This window comes from Paenibacillus sp. V4I5, from assembly GCF_030817255.1.
In the GTDB taxonomy this organism is placed as follows: domain Bacteria; phylum Bacillota; class Bacilli; order Paenibacillales; family NBRC-103111; genus Paenibacillus_E.
The window spans coordinates 1300022-1320536 of record NZ_JAUSZB010000002.1; the positions used below are offsets into that span (position 1 = coordinate 1300022).

Annotated in this window: 21 protein-coding genes; 5 read left to right on the forward strand and 16 right to left on the reverse strand. The window is 45.1% G+C overall.

Annotated features, from left to right (window positions below; translation table 11 throughout):
* Window positions 1–95 precede the first annotated feature (95 nt).
* Window positions 96–341: a hypothetical protein gene (locus QFZ78_RS08090; RefSeq protein WP_307546512.1), complete on the reverse strand. Its 246-nt coding sequence runs from the start codon at window positions 339–341 to the stop codon at window positions 96–98.
* Window positions 342–466: 125 nt separating this feature from the next.
* Here QFZ78_RS08090 and QFZ78_RS08095 point away from each other — a divergent pair, with 125 nt between their 5' ends.
* Window positions 467–1069 (forward strand): nitroreductase family protein, encoded by a 603-nt coding sequence (locus QFZ78_RS08095; protein ID WP_307546514.1) that lies wholly within the window; start codon window positions 467–469, stop codon window positions 1067–1069.
* A gap of 106 nt (window positions 1070–1175) precedes the next feature.
* Here the strand turns inward: QFZ78_RS08095 and QFZ78_RS08100 are convergent, their stop codons facing one another.
* From QFZ78_RS08100 to QFZ78_RS08110, 3 genes are read right to left on the reverse strand one after another with little or no spacing between them, the layout of a single operon-like run.
* Window positions 1176–2171, reverse strand: a complete 996-nt coding sequence (locus tag QFZ78_RS08100) for a metal-dependent hydrolase (RefSeq protein ID WP_307546516.1) — start codon at window positions 2169–2171, stop codon at window positions 1176–1178.
* Window positions 2172–2206: 35 nt separating this feature from the next.
* Window positions 2207–3190 (reverse strand): lysophospholipid acyltransferase family protein, encoded by a 984-nt coding sequence (locus QFZ78_RS08105; protein WP_307546518.1) that lies wholly within the window; start codon window positions 3188–3190, stop codon window positions 2207–2209.
* Between the two features lie 20 nt (window positions 3191–3210).
* Entirely contained in the window at window positions 3211–3981 is a 771-nt protein-coding gene (locus QFZ78_RS08110) for a GNAT family N-acetyltransferase (protein ID WP_307546520.1), read from the reverse strand.
* A gap of 200 nt (window positions 3982–4181) precedes the next feature.
* Here QFZ78_RS08110 and QFZ78_RS08115 point away from each other — a divergent pair, with 200 nt between their 5' ends.
* A complete protein-coding gene (locus tag QFZ78_RS08115; protein WP_307546522.1) occupies window positions 4182–4919 on the forward strand; it encodes a class I SAM-dependent methyltransferase in 738 nt (245 codons plus the stop codon).
* Between the two features lie 77 nt (window positions 4920–4996).
* Here the strand turns inward: QFZ78_RS08115 and QFZ78_RS08120 are convergent, their stop codons facing one another.
* Both QFZ78_RS08120 and QFZ78_RS08125 read right to left on the reverse strand, forming a co-directional pair.
* Window positions 4997–5686, reverse strand: coding sequence for an LrgB family protein (locus QFZ78_RS08120; RefSeq protein WP_307546524.1), 690 nt, complete (start codon window positions 5684–5686; stop codon window positions 4997–4999).
* A complete protein-coding gene (locus tag QFZ78_RS08125) occupies window positions 5676–6026 on the reverse strand; it encodes a CidA/LrgA family protein (RefSeq protein WP_307546526.1) in 351 nt (116 codons plus the stop codon). Before QFZ78_RS08125 ends, QFZ78_RS08120 begins: the two co-directional genes overlap by 11 nt.
* A 134-nt stretch (window positions 6027–6160) precedes the next feature.
* On the opposite strand from QFZ78_RS08125, the gene tlp reads away from it, so the two are divergent.
* Complete coding sequence (tlp, locus tag QFZ78_RS08130; protein WP_057302361.1) at window positions 6161–6376, forward strand: small acid-soluble spore protein Tlp; 216 nt, start codon at window positions 6161–6163, stop codon at window positions 6374–6376.
* 45 nt (window positions 6377–6421) lie between these two features.
* Here the strand turns inward: tlp and rnz are convergent, their stop codons facing one another.
* Together rnz and metH are read right to left on the reverse strand one after the other, a co-directional pair.
* A complete protein-coding gene (gene rnz, locus QFZ78_RS08135; RefSeq protein ID WP_307546529.1) occupies window positions 6422–7351 on the reverse strand; it encodes a ribonuclease Z in 930 nt (309 codons plus the stop codon).
* Between the two features lie 106 nt (window positions 7352–7457).
* Window positions 7458–10895 carry a methionine synthase gene (gene metH, locus QFZ78_RS08140; RefSeq protein WP_307546530.1) on the reverse strand — a complete coding sequence of 1146 codons (3438 nt, stop codon included), beginning with the start codon at window positions 10893–10895 and terminating at the stop codon, window positions 7458–7460.
* A gap of 219 nt (window positions 10896–11114) precedes the next feature.
* Here metH and QFZ78_RS08145 point away from each other — a divergent pair, with 219 nt between their 5' ends.
* Window positions 11115–11657, forward strand: coding sequence for a 1,2-dihydroxy-3-keto-5-methylthiopentene dioxygenase (locus QFZ78_RS08145; protein WP_307546531.1), 543 nt, complete (start codon window positions 11115–11117; stop codon window positions 11655–11657).
* A 76-nt stretch (window positions 11658–11733) separates the two neighbouring features.
* Here QFZ78_RS08145 and QFZ78_RS08150 read toward each other — a convergent pair whose 3' ends face one another.
* The 3 genes from QFZ78_RS08150 to QFZ78_RS08160 form a co-directional block, all read right to left on the reverse strand.
* Window positions 11734–12525: an HAD family hydrolase gene (locus QFZ78_RS08150; RefSeq protein ID WP_307555554.1), complete on the reverse strand. Its 792-nt coding sequence runs from the start codon at window positions 12523–12525 to the stop codon at window positions 11734–11736.
* 43 nt (window positions 12526–12568) lie between these two features.
* Window positions 12569–12751 (reverse strand): DUF896 domain-containing protein, encoded by a 183-nt coding sequence (locus QFZ78_RS08155; protein ID WP_047677001.1) that lies wholly within the window; start codon window positions 12749–12751, stop codon window positions 12569–12571.
* Window positions 12752–12892: 141 nt separating this feature from the next.
* On the reverse strand, window positions 12893–13300 hold the full coding sequence (locus QFZ78_RS08160; protein ID WP_307546534.1) for a LysM peptidoglycan-binding domain-containing protein: 408 nt from the start codon (window positions 13298–13300) through the stop codon (window positions 12893–12895).
* A gap of 148 nt (window positions 13301–13448) precedes the next feature.
* Between QFZ78_RS08160 and lexA the strand changes: the two genes are divergently transcribed.
* A complete protein-coding gene (lexA, locus tag QFZ78_RS08165; protein WP_047676998.1) occupies window positions 13449–14066 on the forward strand; it encodes a transcriptional repressor LexA in 618 nt (205 codons plus the stop codon).
* A gap of 572 nt (window positions 14067–14638) precedes the next feature.
* Here lexA and QFZ78_RS08170 read toward each other — a convergent pair.
* From QFZ78_RS08170 to hflX, 5 genes are all read right to left on the reverse strand, one after another.
* Window positions 14639–15877 (reverse strand): aminopeptidase, encoded by a 1239-nt coding sequence (locus tag QFZ78_RS08170; protein WP_307555556.1) that lies wholly within the window; start codon window positions 15875–15877, stop codon window positions 14639–14641.
* A gap of 110 nt (window positions 15878–15987) precedes the next feature.
* Window positions 15988–17328: a type I glutamate--ammonia ligase gene (gene glnA / locus QFZ78_RS08175; RefSeq protein ID WP_307546536.1), complete on the reverse strand. Its 1341-nt coding sequence runs from the start codon at window positions 17326–17328 to the stop codon at window positions 15988–15990.
* A gap of 40 nt (window positions 17329–17368) precedes the next feature.
* Window positions 17369–17779: a MerR family transcriptional regulator gene (locus QFZ78_RS08180; RefSeq protein WP_047676992.1), complete on the reverse strand. Its 411-nt coding sequence runs from the start codon at window positions 17777–17779 to the stop codon at window positions 17369–17371.
* Window positions 17780–17874: 95 nt separating this feature from the next.
* Window positions 17875–19095, reverse strand: coding sequence for a methionine gamma-lyase family protein (locus QFZ78_RS08185; protein WP_373461108.1), 1221 nt, complete (start codon window positions 19093–19095; stop codon window positions 17875–17877).
* A gap of 32 nt (window positions 19096–19127) precedes the next feature.
* A complete protein-coding gene (gene hflX, locus QFZ78_RS08190; RefSeq protein ID WP_307546541.1) occupies window positions 19128–20453 on the reverse strand; it encodes a GTPase HflX in 1326 nt (441 codons plus the stop codon).
* Window positions 20454–20515: the final 62 nt, after the last annotated feature.

The following is a 20515-nucleotide window of genomic DNA, read 5'->3' on the forward strand; positions in this document are numbered from 1 at the left end:
CCCCATTTATTTACTAGGGCCTCTTTTTGTAACCTACTATTCATTTTTTTGCTTCGGTTTCCACCCGCAGCCTTGCAGAATATACGTTCGTATGTCTACATGAGATCGGATGAATCATCATAATCATACCGAATTCCTTCATGTTCTATGGTTACTAGCTGAGCATTGGCAGTGAGTGCCTGCTTTACATTTTCCTGCATTTTCAGCAAAACTTCTTGATAATCTCTTGAACGGTGCTCTTCCCTATCATGTTTCATTGCTGTTCTTAGTGCTCTTTCAATAATAATGACATCATGACTAGTAAAATTCACGGTTTCTCGCACCTCTTCTTGGTCCTTCATTTCATAACAACTAGTTTTACCATAATCATGAAAAACCATACAATTCAAGGGGAGTTCCAGAAACTCGTAATCCACTTTGAAATCAGGTAATATTAGGAAGATTACAAAATAAGGAGGAATTCATAATGACAACTTCTTTACCTGCTGAAGTCGAATCCAATCGTCAACCTGACCACGAAATCAACCCTCAATTCCTAACACGTTGGTCGCCACGCTCCTTTACCGATCAAGAAGTGACAGAAGATGTTCTCCTTAGTCTTTTTGAAGCCGCTAGGTGGGCACCTTCCAGTAGCAACTTGCAGCCATGGCGCTTCATTATTGCCCGTACACCCGAGCAAAGAGCCAAATTCCATAACTTCATTATGCCGGGCAACCGAGAATGGTGCGAAAAAGCTCCCGTCCTCACCCTTGTCATTTCACATACCAAAACGCCAAAAGGCGGCGATAACCCAAGTCACGCGTTCGATGCTGGTACAGCTTGGGGCTACCTCGCTCTAGAAGCCAACAATCAAGGTCTAATCACTCACGCTATGGGCGGATTCGATCGGAATCAAGCCCGTGAAGCCCTTCAGATCCCTGAAGAGTACGATATTCATGCTGTGATCGCCATTGGTTACCGCGGCCCCGTCAACGCACTCGATGAGAAGTTCCAAGAACGCGAAATCCCATCAGGCAGACGAGAGTTGAGCGAGCTTTTATACGGTGGAGAATTTGGTCAGACGCTTTAAGTTTATGCAAAAAAGAACACTTCATCACGAGTGAGATCGTGTCATGAGGTGTTCTTTCTTTTTATATGAATATTCAACTTTATCCATTCAATTCAATTCAAATCTATCAAACATACGGCGGATCCCACGCCTTCTTATCCCAACCAAGCGTGTCACTGACCACGTTCATATCCCGGTCCAGCAGCACATTGACGCCGAAAGGCAGCTTGCGTTTGTGCCAGAAGCGCACATCGCGCCACTGCACCTCATAACCATCGTTCTTCTCTTTCCAACACACGTGAATCCGTTGCGCGAAGTGTAAAAAGGCGCGAACGCCATCCGTAGCCATGGTAGCCTGAATAATAGGATGTGAGTCATTCTGATTGTAATCTGCTTTACTGTATTCTTCTTGAATGAATAGGCGACCATGTCGGATTTCTCCTAGATAGAAACATGTGTCACCCTCAAGAACAAACTGCCATTGAAACCAACTTAGGGTCGGAATGAGATGACAGATGCCATCTGCGAGGTTCAATTCCCTTTTTACGAGCTTAACGAATCGATTGCGCTGCGAGGCTCTTATAGCAATATAGAGGAAGGTTGCCGCATAGATCAAAGCGAACATCTCTCCGATATGGCTGCCACCATTTCCATGCCAGATGGACAACCATAGCAGGACCCCAAGGCCATGAAGACCAAATAAGAAGGGTTCATAGAGACAGAGGGTGTCGAGATGGAACCATTTCTGCGAAAATGGACGAAAGCACTGGACGCCATACACATTGAACAAATCTAGAAATACATGGAACACAACAGCTGCAAAAGTCCATAGATATAAGCTTATCAGATGCTCCCATACACCAAACATGGCAGCGAGCGGCAGACTTAGAAGGATGGGCCAAATGAACAAAGCAGGCAACGAATGTGTGATCCCTCGATGAACGCGAACATAGTTCGCATATCCCCTCAGACGTGCAAAAGTGTCAAAATCAGGGGCATGCGAACCAATGAGTGTTCCTGCAAGAATGGCATGGGCAAGCGCTGGTTCCTGTGCGACAGCCGGTTCCAAACATGCCAATCCCGCTAACGTGACGCCGAACAATAAGTGGCTTCCTGTGTCCATGAGTCGATCACCAATCCTTTTGGTCGTTGTTTAAGTCATCCTGCTGCTTCCGTGGTCAAATCTATACTCCCGATCACATCGTTAGTTGTGTTATCGGGAGCCAATGTTGATATCTTCTCCCACCGTTCATGGACATTAAACCAATAAAACCATGCCGAAGGCTGATCACGTATAACCCGCTCCATGAACGCATTCAAAAGCAAGTTAGCCTCCGCACGTTCTGAACGTCCTGAGTGCTCAAATTGTTCGTGCAAATTCACAGGGGGACTAAAAACTAAGCGATGTTTAAACCCTTTGACACGATACCCATAGAACGGTACAACTGGCACTTGATGCTCAAGCGCTAACATGGCTGCACCTTCAGGTGTACGAGTTAGTCGGCCAAATAGCCTGGATAAAGGAAATGTCGGTCTCCAGAAGTCACCGAGGATGAAAATAACCCCGCCGCTCTGCACATGCTTTTTCAATGTTCGATATAGCTCCAACGGGGGGACACTATCGTAATCTAAGCCATTACAACCCATAGCGGCGAACTTCATATACAGAGGTTTAAGTTCGGGACTTCCCGCTGAAGCCACCGTTAAGCAATCGAATTTCTGAGTCAAATACAAATAATAGTTGAAAAAATTCCCAACATGGGGTGCATAGACAATGAATCCCTTCCCCATCGCTTGACGCTGCGCTTCTTGTAGATGTTCCTCACCCTGCACGTCAAAGTGACTCGCATGAAGCTTTTTCAACCGAACAGAAAGAAAAAGAATTTCATAAAGCGTATACACGACATTTTGAACATAATGCTTGGAGATAGCCTTTAATGAAGTCAGAGGCACTGCGCCTAGTAAGTCTAAGAGATTGTGTTCCACTCGCTTTAAAAAACCTTTTCGGAATGCCCGATAAAGCACAAACGCTAACATACAACAAGCAGCCGACATCATCCAAATGGGAAAAACGCGGAGCACTCTCTCGATGCGAAGTAATCTACGTTCATTCAATGTCAGCTTGGAAATCCATTCATACAAGGTAAGTCCTCCTTACCTTCTTAAGTAGTCAGAAAATGGCGTTTATAACGGCGTGTAACTCGATCTTTTTGTAAAATAATAAAGAAATCAACAGTCTCAAACAACTCATCGTATGCCGGGTCTCCGCCAATCTCCGCTCCAAGCCATTGATAGCCTTTCATCAGAGGCGGCAGCTTACGGAAAAGCTCTTTTTCATTGCAATCTATGTCTAACCGAGCAAGGCCAGGGATTCGATGTGTGGCAAGCGGTTCAATACCGAAGCGATCCGTTATCACCTGCTTTTGGCTCAGCATCGAGTAGATCAAATTTAGTTCCTCCAAATTGCCCACATGCAGACTCGCACAACCAATTAAATGCGTATAATTTCGCTCGCTAATATAACCAGCAATTCCTTCCCAAAGGAGTTGAATCGCTTTTCCACCACGATATTCGGGAGCAATACAGCTCCGTCCAAGCTCCAGCGTTTGACTTTTCAAATCTGAATAGGCCGTAAGATCAAATTCAGTTTCGGAATAGAACCCGATCCCGTTCAAAGCTCGATCCCCAGGAAGCAACCGATAAGTACCGATCACTTGCTCGGTTTCGATGTCTTTCACAATGAGATGGTCACAGTAAGCATCGTAGACGTCTTGCTCAAGCCCCTGCTCATTCAGCATCCTCATGTTTTTCTCTTCCTCAACGAACACTTGATACCTAAGTCGCATAGCCTGCTCAATCTCTTGTGCGCTGCTTGCAAGCTTAACCGACAGCTTGGCATGCTGGGGCGCCGTATTCAGAAGTGGTCCACTCATCTTCCTCACGCCTTTCAACTGGAGTCTAATAACTCAAGGTTAGCAGAGGATTATTAAGTGTTCGTTTTCGTGTTATTAAGAATTTGTAATATTTCGTGAATGACGCACCAAAAAAACGTCATTATCCTTGTTTAGATATCGATGACTTGAGGTATATAAACGTATACAGAACTTTCTATTTCAGAAGCGGAGGTATCCTCATGAACACAGCTCGATTACAACGTATTCGTGAAGAAGAAAAGCAATATCATGAAGATTGCTTCGAGCAGCATCGCCTTTATAACAAGGGATCATGGCTGGACAAGCCCATTCCGCTGATCATGGAGCTTGTAAAGCTGATTGACCATAAGCACCCGCTTTCCATTCTGGACTTGGGCTGCGGGGTAGGGCGCAATAGTATTCCTCTGGCGCAATGGCTCAAGTCATCTTTGGGCCATGTTCATGGTGTAGATTTGCTTGATTTGGCTTTAGAGAAACTGCACACCTATAGCAAAGAGTTTCGCGTAGAGCATTTGATCAGTACCGAACAAGCAGATATTAGCACGTATAAGATCCCGCCAAATAGCTACGATTATATCCTTGCTGCCTCTAGCCTGGAGCACGTAAAATCCGACACTGCTTTTAAACAAGTGCTCCGAAGGATGGCCGAGGGCACCAAGCCAGGTGGCATTAACTTTATCTTGATGAATACGAATATTGAAGAATTCAACCGTCAAACGGGCAGAAAGCGTGAAACGCTAATCGAAGTTGTCATGCCGAAAGAGAATGCCCTGGCGATCCTTCAAGCGAATTACGAGGGCTGGGAACAGCTTCATCTCTCAGACACACCGATGCGTCTGGATATTACAAGACATGAGGTTCCTGTTATACTCCAAGCAGATAGTCTTACTTATGTGGTAAAGCAGCCTAATAAAAGTAGGATGCCCCCTCCTTACTGACGAACAATCAGCATATTTAGGGTGTAAAAAAAGAACAGAGCTCTTATAACGAGCTCTGTTCCTCCATATGCACGGCACTATTTTAACCACATATAAATGGGTATAAATAATATCGAAGTCATAATCCCACAAATCCCCATGGATAATCCAGCAAATCCTCCCTGCTGTTCAGAATCCTTGAATACTTTGGCTGTTCCAATACCATGAGCGGCTGTTCCAATTGCTATGCCTATCGAGATATCATCTCTAATTCTAAACCAACTCAAGATCCGAGTACCAAACATACTGCCCAGCAGCCCAGTTAAAGTAGTTAATACCGCTGTTAATTCAGGAATCGCGCCTAATCGCGCGGCTATTTCGATTGAGATCGCCGAGCTTACCGATTTGGGAAGCATACTTAGGATAATGGAATGACTTCCTCCTAATAACCCCACAATAGCGGCACTTGCTGCAATGCCCGTAATTGAACCCGCTAAAACACTTATCAAGACACGCGCCAAATTTCTACGTATTAATTCTCTGTATTTGTAAAGAGGTACGCCTAACGCAACGGTTGCAGGCCCTAATAAAAGCGTTAGCACGTCAGCACCTCGTTTAAAGTCCTCATAAGGAATACGAAAACTGACTAGTACAATGATAATGAACCCCGTACAACTAAAAAGAGGATGCATAAACCGCCATCGTTGGTACAACAAATTGGCTAACGCATAGCTAATCACACTTAGAGTAAGACCAAACAATGGATTCTGCAGTATGCTATTTCCCATATTTGGTACTCTCCTGTCCTAACTTTGACGATACCCAACCCGTTACTACAAGAACAGCTAGCGTTGCACCTAGAGTCCCGCCGCAAATAGCAAGCCAATTAGCTCCTATGATCGGAATATAGGCAAGAACGCCAACCGTAAAAGGAATAAAAAAGAGCATCATATGCCTCGTCAACAGTGAAGCCGCTACTTCCACCCAAGACAGCTTTACAAGTTTAGTGAACAAAGCTGCGGTAAAAAGAATGAGCCCGATCACGTTGCCTGGTAGCGGCAGGTGTAGGCTCAACTGAATCACATAACCTAAAAAATTAAAGCCTAGTAATATAGCAAAACCGAGCATAAAAATTCTCCATTCCAGCTGCGAGCAGCACTATCCTGAGTCTCTGTAATGATTTCAGTGAATAATCTGATTGACCTTGTGGAATTGTATAACAGGATGTCAATCTATCGCCTCAGAGGGAGGGAAGAAATACTATGGCAAAGCCAGACAATCGCGAAGATAATCCAGCTCGTTTGCAGAACGCCATCGATCATACGATAGCCAATCTGCACGAAGCTGAGGACTACTTGGACGAACATGCTGATGAAATAACTGCCGAGGAAAAACAAAGCATCGAATCCAAGAATGAACGCCGCAAAGAAAGCATCAGCGGCTTCATCGAGGAGAAAAAAGACGAATCGAACAGATAAGAAAAGTGAGAAGCCCCTTCCATAATTGGATGAGGCTTTTTTTCTTTACCCTTTGCGCGGTACTTCAAAGCTCCAGAAATCCTTAGCTATGTAGCTATTACTGTGAATCTCCTGAGCCTCCTGCAAAAGCTCCATTACGGCATCCCCCTGATAGCGCGAGCTAATATGTGTCATGATCAGCGTATTCGCTCCCGCTTCCTGAGCAGTTCGTGCCGCGTCAATTGAAGTGGCATGATCAAACGAATACGCAAGCTCCTGCTTATCCATGGCGAATGTAGCCTCGTGCACAAGCACATCAGCGCCGCGTGCTAAGTGCTGAGCCCCGTTGCAATAACGCGTATCACCAAGAATTACAACGATGCGTCCGGGTATCGGCGCACCTAGATAATCAGTTCCATGAAGCGTACGACCATCCTCCAACTGGACGGATTGACCTTGCTTCAATTTACCATAAATCGGACCTGCCGGTATGCCGAGTTCCGTTAGTTTTTCCTGCATAAGCTTGCCAGGTTGATCCTTCTCTACGATCCTGAAACCAAAGCATTCGATACGATGCTCTAGTCGTGCCGTCTCGACTTGGAAGCTTTCATCTTCGAAAATCAGACCTTCTTCCTCGATTTCCACGATCTGCAGCATATACGTTAAGTGAGCCCCGCTTACTGAGAGGGCTGTCTCAACAAAACTCTTAAGACCCCGGGGTCCATATAGCGTAAGAGGTGTATCTCCTCCTAGATAGGAACGACTCGTTAACAAACCAGGCAGACCATACAAATGATCCCCATGCAGATGCGTGATGAAAAGCATCTCCGTTCGCCCCAATTTCACTGGAGAGTTCAGAATCTGCTGTTGCGTCCCTTCTCCACAGTCGAACAGCCAGTAGGTTCCACGTTCATCCAGCAGGTTTAAAGCTATTGAGGTAACATTTCGTTGTTTGGAAGGCATTCCCGCCCCCGTACCCAAAAAATACAAGTCCACGATCTAAACTCCATTCTATCTAAAATCACGATGCCAAAATGGAAAGCGAGGACGCCGACGAACCATGTTTAGTTCGCACAAGTGCCTCGCTTTATACATAAACTTTCTATCCTACGTTGAAGTAACGAGCTTCCTTATGGGCAAATACGATCGCTGAAACCGACGCCTCAGGCTCCATCATGAACGACTCCGTTAACTCCACGCCAATATCCTCTGGCTTCAATAGGTTGAACAATTTCGCTTGGTCCTCGAGATTCGGACATGCCGGGTAACCGAAGGAGAACCGTTGCCCGACATATTTGGCCCCAAATCTCTCCTGCATTGTCATATCTACGCGATCGGCTATCCCCCATACATCTCGCATGATGTGATGAATCCGCTCGGCAAATCCTTCTGCCATTTCCAGTGCCGTAGCCTGAAGGGCATGGGATTTCAAATAATCCCCTTTATCCCGCCATTCTTTAGCCAATTCATTAATATCATGCCCTGCCGTAACCAGTAAGAAACCGACGTAATCCATTTGCCCGCTTTCTACTGACTTAAGGTAGTCGGATAAGCAAAGATATGGTTCTTTATCTTGACGCGGGAAAGTGAAGGTTTCAAGCACTTTACTGTGATCCTGCGGGTCATACACGATAACATCGTTACCGCTGGACTGTGCTGGGAAGAAACGGTACATCCCGTGGGCTTTGATAATCCCATTATGCTGTGCAGCATATAGAATTGAATCCACTGTATCCTTCAGCTGAAGGGCTTTCGAATCTTTGTCGCTAAGCAGCTGCTCTACTTTACCTTTCAAACCAAGATGATGTCCAAGCAGCATCTGCATGTTGACATAAGGCATCAAATGGCTAATCGGGTACTCTCTCATGATATGTCGCTCAGTATCCTGCGGCACTTGAACAGGTAGATCCTTGGATACAGCAGACGAACTCACACGTGTGAGCTGCGGCAGTTTCTCTTCCTTCTTACTGGTATCCATCACATCGGACTCCAGGCTCTCTCTCAGCTCCTGAATGAGTCGCTTGCGCTGCTCAGGATCACTTAACCGGTTGGCGATATCTAAACCGTCCATCGCATCCTTCGCGTACAGAACAACACCCTCATATTCAGGCTGAATACGCGTTTTGGTGAATTTACGTGTTAGTGCAGCACCACCAACCAAAATCGGCACATCCACACCTGCTGTGCGTAAATCTTGAGCCGTAATCACCATTTGCTGAGCCGATTTCACAAGTAATCCAGATAAACCAATCGCGTCCGGCAGCTCTCTTCGATAGGCTTCGATGATTTGATCTGGTGGTACTTTGATCCCGAGATTAATAATTTTGTAGCCATTATTCGAAAGGATGATTTCGACGAGATTTTTACCGATATCGTGTACATCACCTTTGACGGTTGCTAGAATAATTTTCCCCTTAACCGCTGTTTCGGATTTCTCCATGAATGGTTCCAAGTAATTAACTGAAGCCTTCATTACTTCCGCACTTTGTAAAACCTCAGCCACAATCAGTTCATTCCCATTAAAGAGGCGTCCAACTTCCTCCATCCCCTTCATGAGCGGCCCGTTGATGACTTCAAGCGGCGAATAAGTCTGTAAAGCAATTTCCAAATCAGGGATCAGTCCTTCCTTGGTCCCCTCCACGACATAAGAGCCGAGTCTTTCTTCCAGAGACAGATTCGAAATCTTCTCTTTCTTCTCCACTTTTTTCTCACGGAAATGGGCAACGAATTGCGCCAGTGTCTCATCATTCGTATTGTAAATAAGCTCTTCAGCTAATTGACGTTCTGTATCCGGGATGGAAGCATAACGCTCCAGCTTTTCTGTATTCACAATGGCATAATCTAAGCCTGCCTTCGTACAATGATACAGATAGACGGAATTCAGCACTTCACGCCCAGCATCCGGTAAACCGAAGGAGATATTACTTAACCCTAGAATTGTTTTGGCTTTAGGATACTTTTCTTTAATCAGCTTGATGCCCTCAATCGTCTCTACGGCGGAACCGATATACTGCGGATCTCCAGAGCCTACTGGGAACATATTAGGATCAAATATGATATCCTCGGGATTCATGCCATACTTCTGAGTCAAAAGCTCGTAAGACCGCGTCGCGACTTCGATCTTCGCTTCACGCGAAACCGCTTGGCCTCGTTCATCAATGAGAATACAAACAACGGCAGCCCCGTAACGTTTGATTAAAGGTAAAATGCCTTCGAACTTCGTTTCACCATCCTCCAAGTTAATGGAGTTAATGATCGCCTTGCCTTGGGAGTACCTAAGTCCAAGCTCAATGATGTGGTCATATGTCGAGTCAATCATTAACGGAACCTTGACTTTCTTCACAACCTGCTGCATAAACTCTTCAACGGCATAAGCTTCGTCAATGTCTGTATCTTGCAAGTTAATATCTATAACGTGAGCGCCGTTCTTAACTTGATTACGTGCAATCTCAGAGCCTTCTTCAAACTTACCTTCTTTAATAAGACGTTTGAATTTTCGTGAACCTGAAATATTGGTCCGTTCGCCAACCATGATCGGACGGTTTTCTGGCTCGATAAATAACGTTTCAATCCCTGAGACAGCAGGTAAATGCGAACCATATTGCGTTCTTGGCTTATACTGAGATAGTGTCTCTGCCATTGCACGAATGTGATCCGGCGTTGTCCCACAGCACCCACCGGCAATATTGAGCCAGCCTTGCTCTGCAAAACCAGCCATCTTTTTAGCCAATGATTCAGGAGACTCGTGGTAATGTCCGTTCTCATCCGGCAAACCGGCATTCGGATAACAACTAATCGCTGTTTCAGCAATATCAGACAACGTTCGGATATGATCCCTCATAAATTCAGGACCTGTAGCACAGTTCAGACCCATTGAAATAGGCTTCAAATGCTCCAAGGAAATATAGAAGGATTCAATATTTTGACCGGCTAATGTTGTGCCCATCGGTTCAATGGTACCCGAGATCATAATCGGAAGTTCAACACCCAATGTTTCATATGCTCTGCGAATTCCGATACTGCCTGCTTTGACGTTCAGAGTATCTTGGGAAGTTTCCAAAAGAAGTGCATCCACGCCCGCTTCAACAAGAGCTAAAGCTTGCTCGTAATAGCTCTCCTCTAGTTCAGCGAATGTTACTCCACCGGTTACCGACAACGTCTTTGTTGTAGGACCCATGGCACCAATAACATAACGAGGCCACTCTGGTGTCGAATATTTATTCGCTGCCTCGATAGCAATTTTAGCTGCAGCAAGATTTAACTCGCGATGTCGGTCTTGCAAATCATATTCCGCTAGTACCACACTCGTGGTCCCGAAAGTATTGGTTTCTATCATATCAGCGCCCGCGGCGAAGTAAGCTTCATGAATTTTGCGGATAACATCTGGCCGTGTAACACAAAGAATCTCATTACATCCGTCTAGATCATCGCTTCCGAAATCATCAGCGGTTAAGTTCTCTTGCTGAATCATTGTACCCATGGCACCATCTAGGATCATGATCTTTTTCTTAAGCTGCTCTTGAATCGGTGGTTTGGTCATTGCATGACTCCCTTTCAACTTATCCTAAAGCTATAGAGAATAAAAAAAACGACAATTTATGTTAAGATTTAGTGTAACAGAATCCGGCTTCTATGAAAAGAATTTGAATTATCATAATTTCCTATAGGCTTTATCGGAAATTCTTATGTACAACCATCGACAGCTAACTGTATTTCCACTATAATACAAGTATATTTACTTTAGAAAGAGGGATGCTGCGTGGCACAAATAAGAATACGCAATACGAATGAACGTATTGAAGGCGATGAGCAGGTCAAAGCCTTCTTGGATAGTCAAAATGTTGTTTATGAACATTGGGACGCTAACAAACTTCCGGAAACACTGCGTGAGAAATTCATTCTAAGTGATGAAGAGAAAGCTCAAATTATTAGTACTTATGAAGAAGAAATTCGTGATTTGGCTGCTAGACGCGGTTATGAAATTTGGGATGTCATCGCGCTTTCCGATTCAACGCCTAACATCGAAGAGCTCCTAAAGAAATTCGAACAGGTGCACACTCATACGGAAGATGAAATTCGCGCAATCGTTTCTGGCCGAGGGATTTTCATTATCAAATCCGAAAGCGAAGTTGGCTATTTTGATGTTGAACTTGAACCAGGCGATGTGATCTCAGTTCCTGAGAACACGAACCATTTCTTCACACTTATGGATAATCGTGAAATCGTTGCAGTTCGTCTCTTCATCGAAAAAGATGGCTGGGTTGCTTATAACATTGATGATCCCGAATTTACTAAAGCTTAATTCTATTATATGAAAAATAAACCCAACAGCGCTGGACTTATTGTCCTACAGCCGTTGGGTTTTTGTTTATTCACTGTTATCCGTTCGAAATAATCGGCAAAATATCATGAAGACGGGAAACCTCATACACAGGAACGATCTCATCTCCACTTTGAAGCCCATGATGATTAATCCAAATATTGCGCATTCCTACACGGCCAGAACCAAGGATATCGGTTGTCAATTTATCTCCGATCATGATTCCTTCCTCTGCTTCTATCCCAAGTAGTCCCATTGCATAGTTGAAAATAGATGTCGCTGGCTTACCTACACCAAATTCACCGGAGATCACAATATGATCAAAGTAGGCTGCGATATTTGGGACACCTGCTAATTTTTCCTTTTGCAAATCGGGCGAGCCATTCGTTAATAACAACAATTGATAGCTGCCTTTCAAAGCATCTAATACTCGGAACGTTTCCTCATAGACGTAAGGACGGCGTCGACGTTCTGCTGGAAATAGTTCTCCAAGCTTATACCCGAGCTCACGATCCTCTATCCCCAACGCCGTAAGCCCTCTTGTCCAAGATTCCGTACGATATCCTGGAGCTAGTTTCTCAAGCTTACGAAAGTTCTCATTCTCACCTTGTGTGAAATTTGCCCATAAGCCTTCGAAGGGATTAATCCCAATCATTTTCGTAAATGCAAAGGTTTCAAAAGATTCATATAAAGAACGCGCTTCTTTGCGAACAGAAGCTTCCAATTCCTCGGGATTCACGGCTACATGCTTTGCAGCTTCAGCACATGTCGCTTCGAAAGCTTCCTGCACACTGCGATCATCCCAAAGAAGCGTATCATCTAAATCAAAAAGTACGGCTTTCAACGTCATCATTCATTTCCCCTTTTGAATGTTGTATCTATATGAGCAGCAATTACTCTTCGTCCGTAAACTTGATGGAATCAAGTTGAACTTTGAGATTGCCACGGAATGCTTCAATATACTTCTTTCTGAGTTCGTTACGTTCATCGATTTCCGCATCTGTTAAGCCAACTGTTTTCGCTTTACGAGCAAGCTCATTAATACGTTCGATATTCTGTTCCATGTTGTCACTCATAATGATCCTCCCAGTCAAAAATTCAATATGAGTACTACTTTGCCATCCCTATTAAGGAATGTCAAGAGACAACAAAAAGAGGCATAGGAACAAGTCCAAGCCTCATCATATTTAGAGTCTATTAAAAATAGTAAAGTGAAATTACGGAAGCAATAAAACCTGTCCTTCTTTCAGGGAGCTGGTGGTTAAATGATTGATTGTCTTTAATTCATGCATATAGGAACGCACGTTCTCATCACTTTTTTTATGTGCAGAAGCAATATCCCATAGTGTGTCTCCTCGTTGAATAACGACTTGATCTTGTACGACTGCTTTCGGAGAAATGTTAAAAGGCGTCACGGAAACTGGGGTTGTTGCGTTTGCAGCCCCTTCCCCTGCATAGGCTTGAACCATAGCACCAAATGAAAACACAGTACCAAGAATAACTGCTAATAGAATGAAGCGTACAATCGCTTTTGTATAACTAGAATTAAATGTCATCCCTTTGGATGTGCTAGCAGATCTATGAGGTGCGTGTGTTGTGTTAGTGTTTGAATAAGCCATATACATGAATGATCATCTCCCAAACATTTGTTCTGGTATTAGAATAACACGAACACATGTTTGAGTCAACCCTTTTTCTCGAACTTATGTTTGTACGAACTCGGGTTCTATGTTATACTTTGGGTAATGATTCCCAGTATTGGAGTGATAACTATTGAGTAAGATTTCGCAGCGTCAACAAGCTATATTGGAATTCATTAAGAATGAAGTGAAAGATAAGGGGTACCCGCCTTCCGTTAGAGAAATCGGCGAGGCAGTCGGACTAGCTTCTAGTTCAACTGTACATGGACATTTGGAGCGTCTTGAGAAGAAAGGTATGATTCGTCGAGATCCTACTAAGCCTCGTGCTATTGAAATTCTAGGTCTTGATGGTGCTGAAACGCATTTTGCGGTTTCTGTAGCTCGCGTACCTCTCGTTGGTAAAGTAACTGCCGGTGTGCCTATTACAGCAACAGAGAACATTGAAGACTACTTTCCACTTCCTGTCAGCATGGTAGGAGACAATAATGTGTTCATGCTTAGCGTCATGGGTGACAGTATGATCGAAGCCGGTATTCATAACGGCGATTATGTCATCGTAAAGCAGCAGCAAACCGCTAATAACGGAGACATTGTTGTTGCAATGACGGAAGATGATGAAGCAACGGTGAAACGCTTTTACAAGGAAAAGGATCATATTCGTCTTCAACCGGAGAACTCTGCTTTGCAGCCTATCCTCTTGAAACATGTTACGATACTAGGCCGTGTCATTGGTTTGTTCCGGGATATGTAATAGCCCTACAGCCCTTATTCTACATACAATACCAATGAGAAAGGACCGAGAGGACAATAGTCCCTCGGTCCTTTTCTATGTAAACAGCCTTTGTCGTATGAAGCAATGATCAGATGGATCAACTCAATAACGTAGAGGAGCAACAGATCCAAATATGGATTATCAAAAGTTTATCATATGAACCTTGTTCCCTACTTAACCAAGAAGGCCGAAGCGGATTCAGATAAGAGTCTTAATAGACTTCTATTACGTCTTTTAGATCGCATTTTACCTAAATAGAAGCTCCTATAGACTACACTTAGACATAATCCTCTAGTTGCTTCAATATAAAGAAATGGGGCTGTCCCAAAAGTAAATCTACTCTTGGACAGCCCCTTAAGCCCTATAGACCTTCTGGGACATTCGAATCGATATTCAGAACGGAAAGCATCCTTCCTATACACATCACACTTTTGGACGGATTAGAAGTCTCTAGAGACTTCTATCTTCCGTCTTCCTTCTTCTATCTGCTCACTATCCCCTTAAATAAAACCAGAAGTACTTCCAACTTAGAAATTAATCTAAAATTTCAACTAAAATGCAAGCGCCCAATTTCCATGACGGAAAATCGGTTCAACGGTACCATCACCACGGACACCATCGATCTCAAGATCAGCGGTCCCGATCATAAAATCCACATGAATCAAACTGGTGTTCCCACCTCGAGTTTTCAGCTCTTCACTTGATAAAGATACTCCATCCTGCAAGTTGATCGGGTAGCAGCTTCCTAAGGCCAGGTGGCAGGATGCATTCTCGTCAATGCCTGTGTTGTAGAAAATGCGATCTAGATTTGAGATCGGCGAATCAAAAGGTACGAGCGCAACTTCTCCCAAATACCGTGCGCCCTCATCCATATCGAGCAACTTAGCTAGATGCTCATAGCCGACTTCTGCCTGATAATCCACAACTTTCCCGTCCTCGAACTTGAACGAAAACCGATCCACGAGCGCCCCATTCACATTTAATGGTTTGGTGCTCGACACAGTCCCATGAACACCTGTTCGCATAGGCATTGTAAAAACTTCCTCAGTCGGCATATTCGCCACGAAACGTATTCCACTTGCGTTCTCCGTATCACCGCCAAGCCAAATGTGGCCCTCCGGCAGTTCGACTCGCAAATCTGTTCCTGCCGCTCGATATTGAAGCGCCTCGTATTGCTTCTCATTTAACACGGTGCGAACGCGCTTCAATTGCTCCATATGAACTCGCCAAGCCGCAACCGGATCATCTTCATAAACGCGATTTATCCGGAAAATTGCCTCCCACATTGCATCGATCCGCTGTTCTTCAGGCAAATCAGAGTAGACTTTGGATGCCCACGCCACCGTAGGCGCTTTGATTAAACACCAGCTGAACTTACTTGTTCTCACATAGTGCTGATACTTTGCTCTAGCTGTAGCCATAGATTTGGATGCTCTAGAAATCATACTTGCATCAATACCCGCGTACAAATCAGGATCCGGAACTTTGATATTCAGCAATGCTCCACCGTTTTCTACAAAACGTTCTAACATACTCGTATACCACTCTGGATAGTAATCGAGAGCTTCCACATTGGCATATTCGAATCTACTGCGAGTAATCATATCATCCTGCCAGTGCACTTGGACAAAATTCGCCCCTGCCTCATAGGCTTTCTTTACGATAAGTCTAGTCAATTCTAGGGATTCTATCGGCGACTCTATCATCAGATCCTGCCCTTTGTGGAGGTTAACCCCTACTTTGACTACAAGTTCAGCATACTTTTCCAAATTAGTTTGAAAGTTGTCCAACATTCTCATGATCTCCTTCGCGTGAAAAAGCCCATCAGTTCAGAAACGTTCCTGAAGGCTGACGGGCTTGTCGTATCTAATTGTAGCATCAATATCAACGTGCTAAGCGATTAATAAAGGGACAGATATTGATCTCTTTCCCATTGGTGAACTTGTGTGCGATACATATCCCACTCGATTTCTTTAAGCTCATAGAAATGAGCCAACGCGTGTTCGCCAAGTGTATCGCAAATCACGTCATTGCGAAGCAGCTCGTCCAATGCTTGTTTCAAGTTCAATGGCAAAGTAGGAATGCCATCGCTCTCTCTTTCCTCTTCAGTCATCACATAGATGTTACGATCAGTAGGAGGAGGAAGCTGCATTTTGTTCTTAATGCCATCCAGTCCGGCAGCAAGCATAACAGCAAGTGCCAAGTAAGGATTAGCAGCCGGATCCGGGTTACGAACTTCAACGCGAGTGCTTAAACCGCGGGATGCTGGAATACGGATCATCGGACTACGGTTACTTGCCGACCATGCTACATATACAGGCGCTTCATAACCAGGCACGAGACGTTTGTATGAGTTAACAGTAGGGTTCGTAATCGCAGCAAAAGAACGTGCATGACGAAGTACACCCGCCATATATTGTCTAGCCACATTACTTAAGCCTAATTTATCGTTTTCTTCATAAAAAGCATTCACATCACCTTTAAATAAGGATTGGTGACAGTGCATACCAGAACCGTTCATGCCGAACAAAGGTTTAGGCATAAAGGTCGCATGCAGACCATGCTGTCTAGCAACGGTTTTGACGACTAGCTTGAAGGTTTGAATTTGGTCAGCCGCTTTAATCGCATCTGCGTATTTAAAGTCGATTTCATGTTGACCTGGCGCTACTTCGTGGTGGGATGCTTCAATTTCAAAGCCCATCTCTTCAAGCGTCAACACGATATCGCGGCGGCAGTTTTCGCCCAAATCCATCGGAGCCAAATCGAAATAACCACCTTGGTCATTCAGTTCCGTAGTTGGATTGCCTTTTTCATCCGTTTTGAACAAGAAAAATTCTGGTTCTGGACCTACGTTCATAGCCGTAAAGCCCATTTCTTCGGCTTGTTTCAGCGCATTTTTCAAAATTGCACGTGGGTCTCCCGCGAACGGTCTGCCATCTGGCATATAAATATCACAGATTAAACGTGCTACTTTGCTCTCTGTTACCCATGGGAAAATAACCCATGTATCCAGATCAGGATACAAATACATATCAGACTCTTCAATACGCACATAACCCTCAATGGAAGAACCATCGAACATCATCTTGTTGTCGAGCGCTTTTTCGAGTTGGCTGTAAGGAATTTCTACGTTCTTGATGCTTCCCATCAAGTCTGTAAATTGCAAACGAATGAACCGAACATTTTCTTCTTTGGCAATGCGTAAGATGTCTTCTTTGGAAAAATTGTTGTTGTAGCTCACGTGTGCAGTCTCCTCTCAATTTACAAGCGATTAAGAAATGCTATTTATAAAATCGGGAAAGCTGACCTTGAATCAGGGAAACCTGATCTGGGCGTTTACCTCCGCCAATCAACTGCTGCTTAAGCATTTTGTGCAGTTGGGAGTCGGTTAATTCTTTACGTTTAACTTCTGTGTGCTCATTCAGTATTGTTGCATCTTCTGAATCCTTGTCGACAGGGATAAGAACCTGCTTGATCCCAGCGATGTTCACACCTTTTTCAATTAAATCTTTAATTTCTAGAAGACGTTCTACATCATTAAACGAATACAGACGTTGATTACCAGCTGTTCTAGCTGGAATAATAAGTTCATGCTGCTCATAGTAACGAATTTGTCTTGCAGTTAAATCTGTCAGCTTCATGACGATCCCGATCGGGAATAACGCCATATTTCTACGTATCTCATCACTCATGCTAATCACTCCTGGTCAGTAAATACCTCAATCTTATTGTACCTTTGTAACAAGAATGTGTCAAGGAGTGTCAGGTTTGTTCACAGTCTTATTTTTCACAACAATCCCTTGTCTTCCATATGTTGGATTGCTGTAAGTACCCCTAACTTACAGTGTGAGTAGGTGAGTCCGCCCTGCAAATACGCGATGTAGGGCTCACGAATCGGCGCATCTGCGGATAGCTCCAGACTGCCGCCTTGGATGAACGTCCCGGCTGCCATAATGACGGGGTGCTCATAGCCGGGCATATCCCACGGCTCCGGCACAACGTGCGAATCCACGGCAGCCGCCTTCTGGATGCCCTGCACGAACGTGATCAAGTGATCCGCCGACGTGAAGCGGATCGCTTGAATCAGATCCGTTCGCGGCGTCTGCGGGCGCGGATGGCTCTCGAAGCCCAGCTCTTCGAACACCGCGGCGGCGAAGACCGAGCCCTTGACGGCTTGCCCCACCAAGTGAGGGGCAAGGAAAAGCCCTTGAAACATCGCTCGCGTAGCGCCGAGCATGGCACCGACCTCGCCCCCAATACCGGGGGCGGTCAGTCTGTATGCGGCGAGCTCCACAAGGTCGCGCCGCCCGGCAATGTAGCCTCCGGATGGGGCGATACCGCCGCCGGGGTTCTTGATAAGCGAGCCGGCCATGAGATCGACGCCAATCTGCGTCGGCTCCTGCAGCTCGGTAAACTCGCCGTAGCAATTATCGACGAAGACGATCAGGGCCGGGTTCACTTCCTTGACGAATCGGACCATTTCTCCGATTTGCTCTACCGTGAACGAAGGCCGCCACGAGTAGCCGCGCGATCGCTGTATGCCGATCACCTTCGTGTTCGGCTGAATGGCAGCCGCGATGGCCGACCAGTCTGGAGCGCCTTCCTCCGTCAGCGCAACCTCGCTGTATGCGATGCCAAAGTCCTGCAGCGATCCCATACCGTCGCCAGGCTTGCCAATGACCTTATGCAACGTATCATAAGGCTTACCTGTTATGTAAAGTAGATGTTCGCCTGGTCGCAGAACACCGAACAAAGCTGTGCCAATCGTATGCGTACCTGAGACAAAGTGAGGACGTACGAGTGCTGCTTCTGCTCCCATTGCATCCGCATAAACAAGATCGAGCACCTCTCTGCCACGATCATTGTAGCCATAGCCTGTCGATGAAGCAAAGTGGTAATCACTTACCTTATGTTTTTGGAAAGCGCTAATCACTTTCCACTGATTAAGATCAATCGTTTTCTCTATCTGGCGAAAAGCGCTCTCTACCTGGCGTTCAGCGCTCTCCATTAATGCCATAACTTTATCCCCGAATTGCATAATTAGTAAATCTCTCCCTCACCATCTTGAACCTCTTGCTGAGCATGTTGATCATAAGCCACCAATTGATAGGCCAATTTGACATAGTCATCTTTGTTCACACGGACTTTGAACAGCATATCTTCCCCGTCCACATCTGTCTCCAGGACATCACCAATTCGGTACATAAGGGAAATGATGTCTCCCTTATCAGCCGGAATGCGGAACTCTTTACTCTCACCCATCAGCTTCTCTTGAATGGCGACTCGCAGGTGTTCCAAATCATCAGAGTTGTAAGCACTGATTTTCAGAAATTCACCTTCGGTCGAAAGCATTTCCACATCTTTTTGCGAGCAAAGATCAATTTTATTGAAAACAGTCAGCTGTTCCTTCTGATGGGCACCCAGTTCTTCCAAAACCTCTGCGACAACGCGCATTTGCTCATTTCTCATATCGGTTGAACTATCCACGACATGAAGGATCAAATCAGCCTCATTGGCCTCTTCCAGCGTAGCACGGAACGATGCAACAAGATCATGCGGCAGGTTCTGAATGAAGCCAACGGTATCCGTTAGAACGATCTCTTTGCCGCTTGGCAATTCCATCGTCCGCGAAGTGGGATCCAGTGTTGCAAACAACTGATTCTCAATATAGACGTCCGCTTGAGTCAATTGTTTCAATAATGTTGATTTCCCTGCATTCGTGTAGCCAACAAGGGCAACTTGAAACACACCCGTCTTCTTACGGCGTTCACGATGCAAAGTCCGATGGCGGACAACTTCTTCTAACTGCGCCTTCAGCTCGTCAATACGGCCGCGAATGTGCCGACGATCGGTCTCCAGCTTCGATTCCCCCGGTCCTCTCGTCCCGATACCGCCACCCAGACGTGACAAGTTCTTACCTTGTCCCGATAGCCTTGGAAGCAGGTAGCTAAGCTGCGCCAACTCAACTTGAATAATACCTTCACGTGTTTTGGCACGCTGGGCAAAAATATCCAAAATCAATTGCGTACGGTCGATAATTTTCACATCTAAGGCAGCTTCCAGGTTACGTACTTGAGCACCCGATAGCTCTTGATCAAAGATAGCCGTATTCCCGCCAAGCTCTTCCAAACGAACTTTTAGCTCTTCAACTTTCCCTTTGCCAATAAACCATTTGGAATCCTTCGTTTCTTTGTTCTGTGTCATCGTCTCCAAAACAAGCACACCTGCTGTTTCCGCTAACTTGACCAGCTCTTGCAGCGAGTATTCCGCTAATAACTCATTTTTCTTCTGTTTCTGAGTGACTAGACTAACGAGCACTGCGCGGTCATCGATTTCCTTCTCAACCATATGTGAAGTTGTTTTCATAAGTGTCTCCTTTACGCTGCATTCAAACGAACGAAATAGCCCCCAGTGGGCGTATTCCTCAT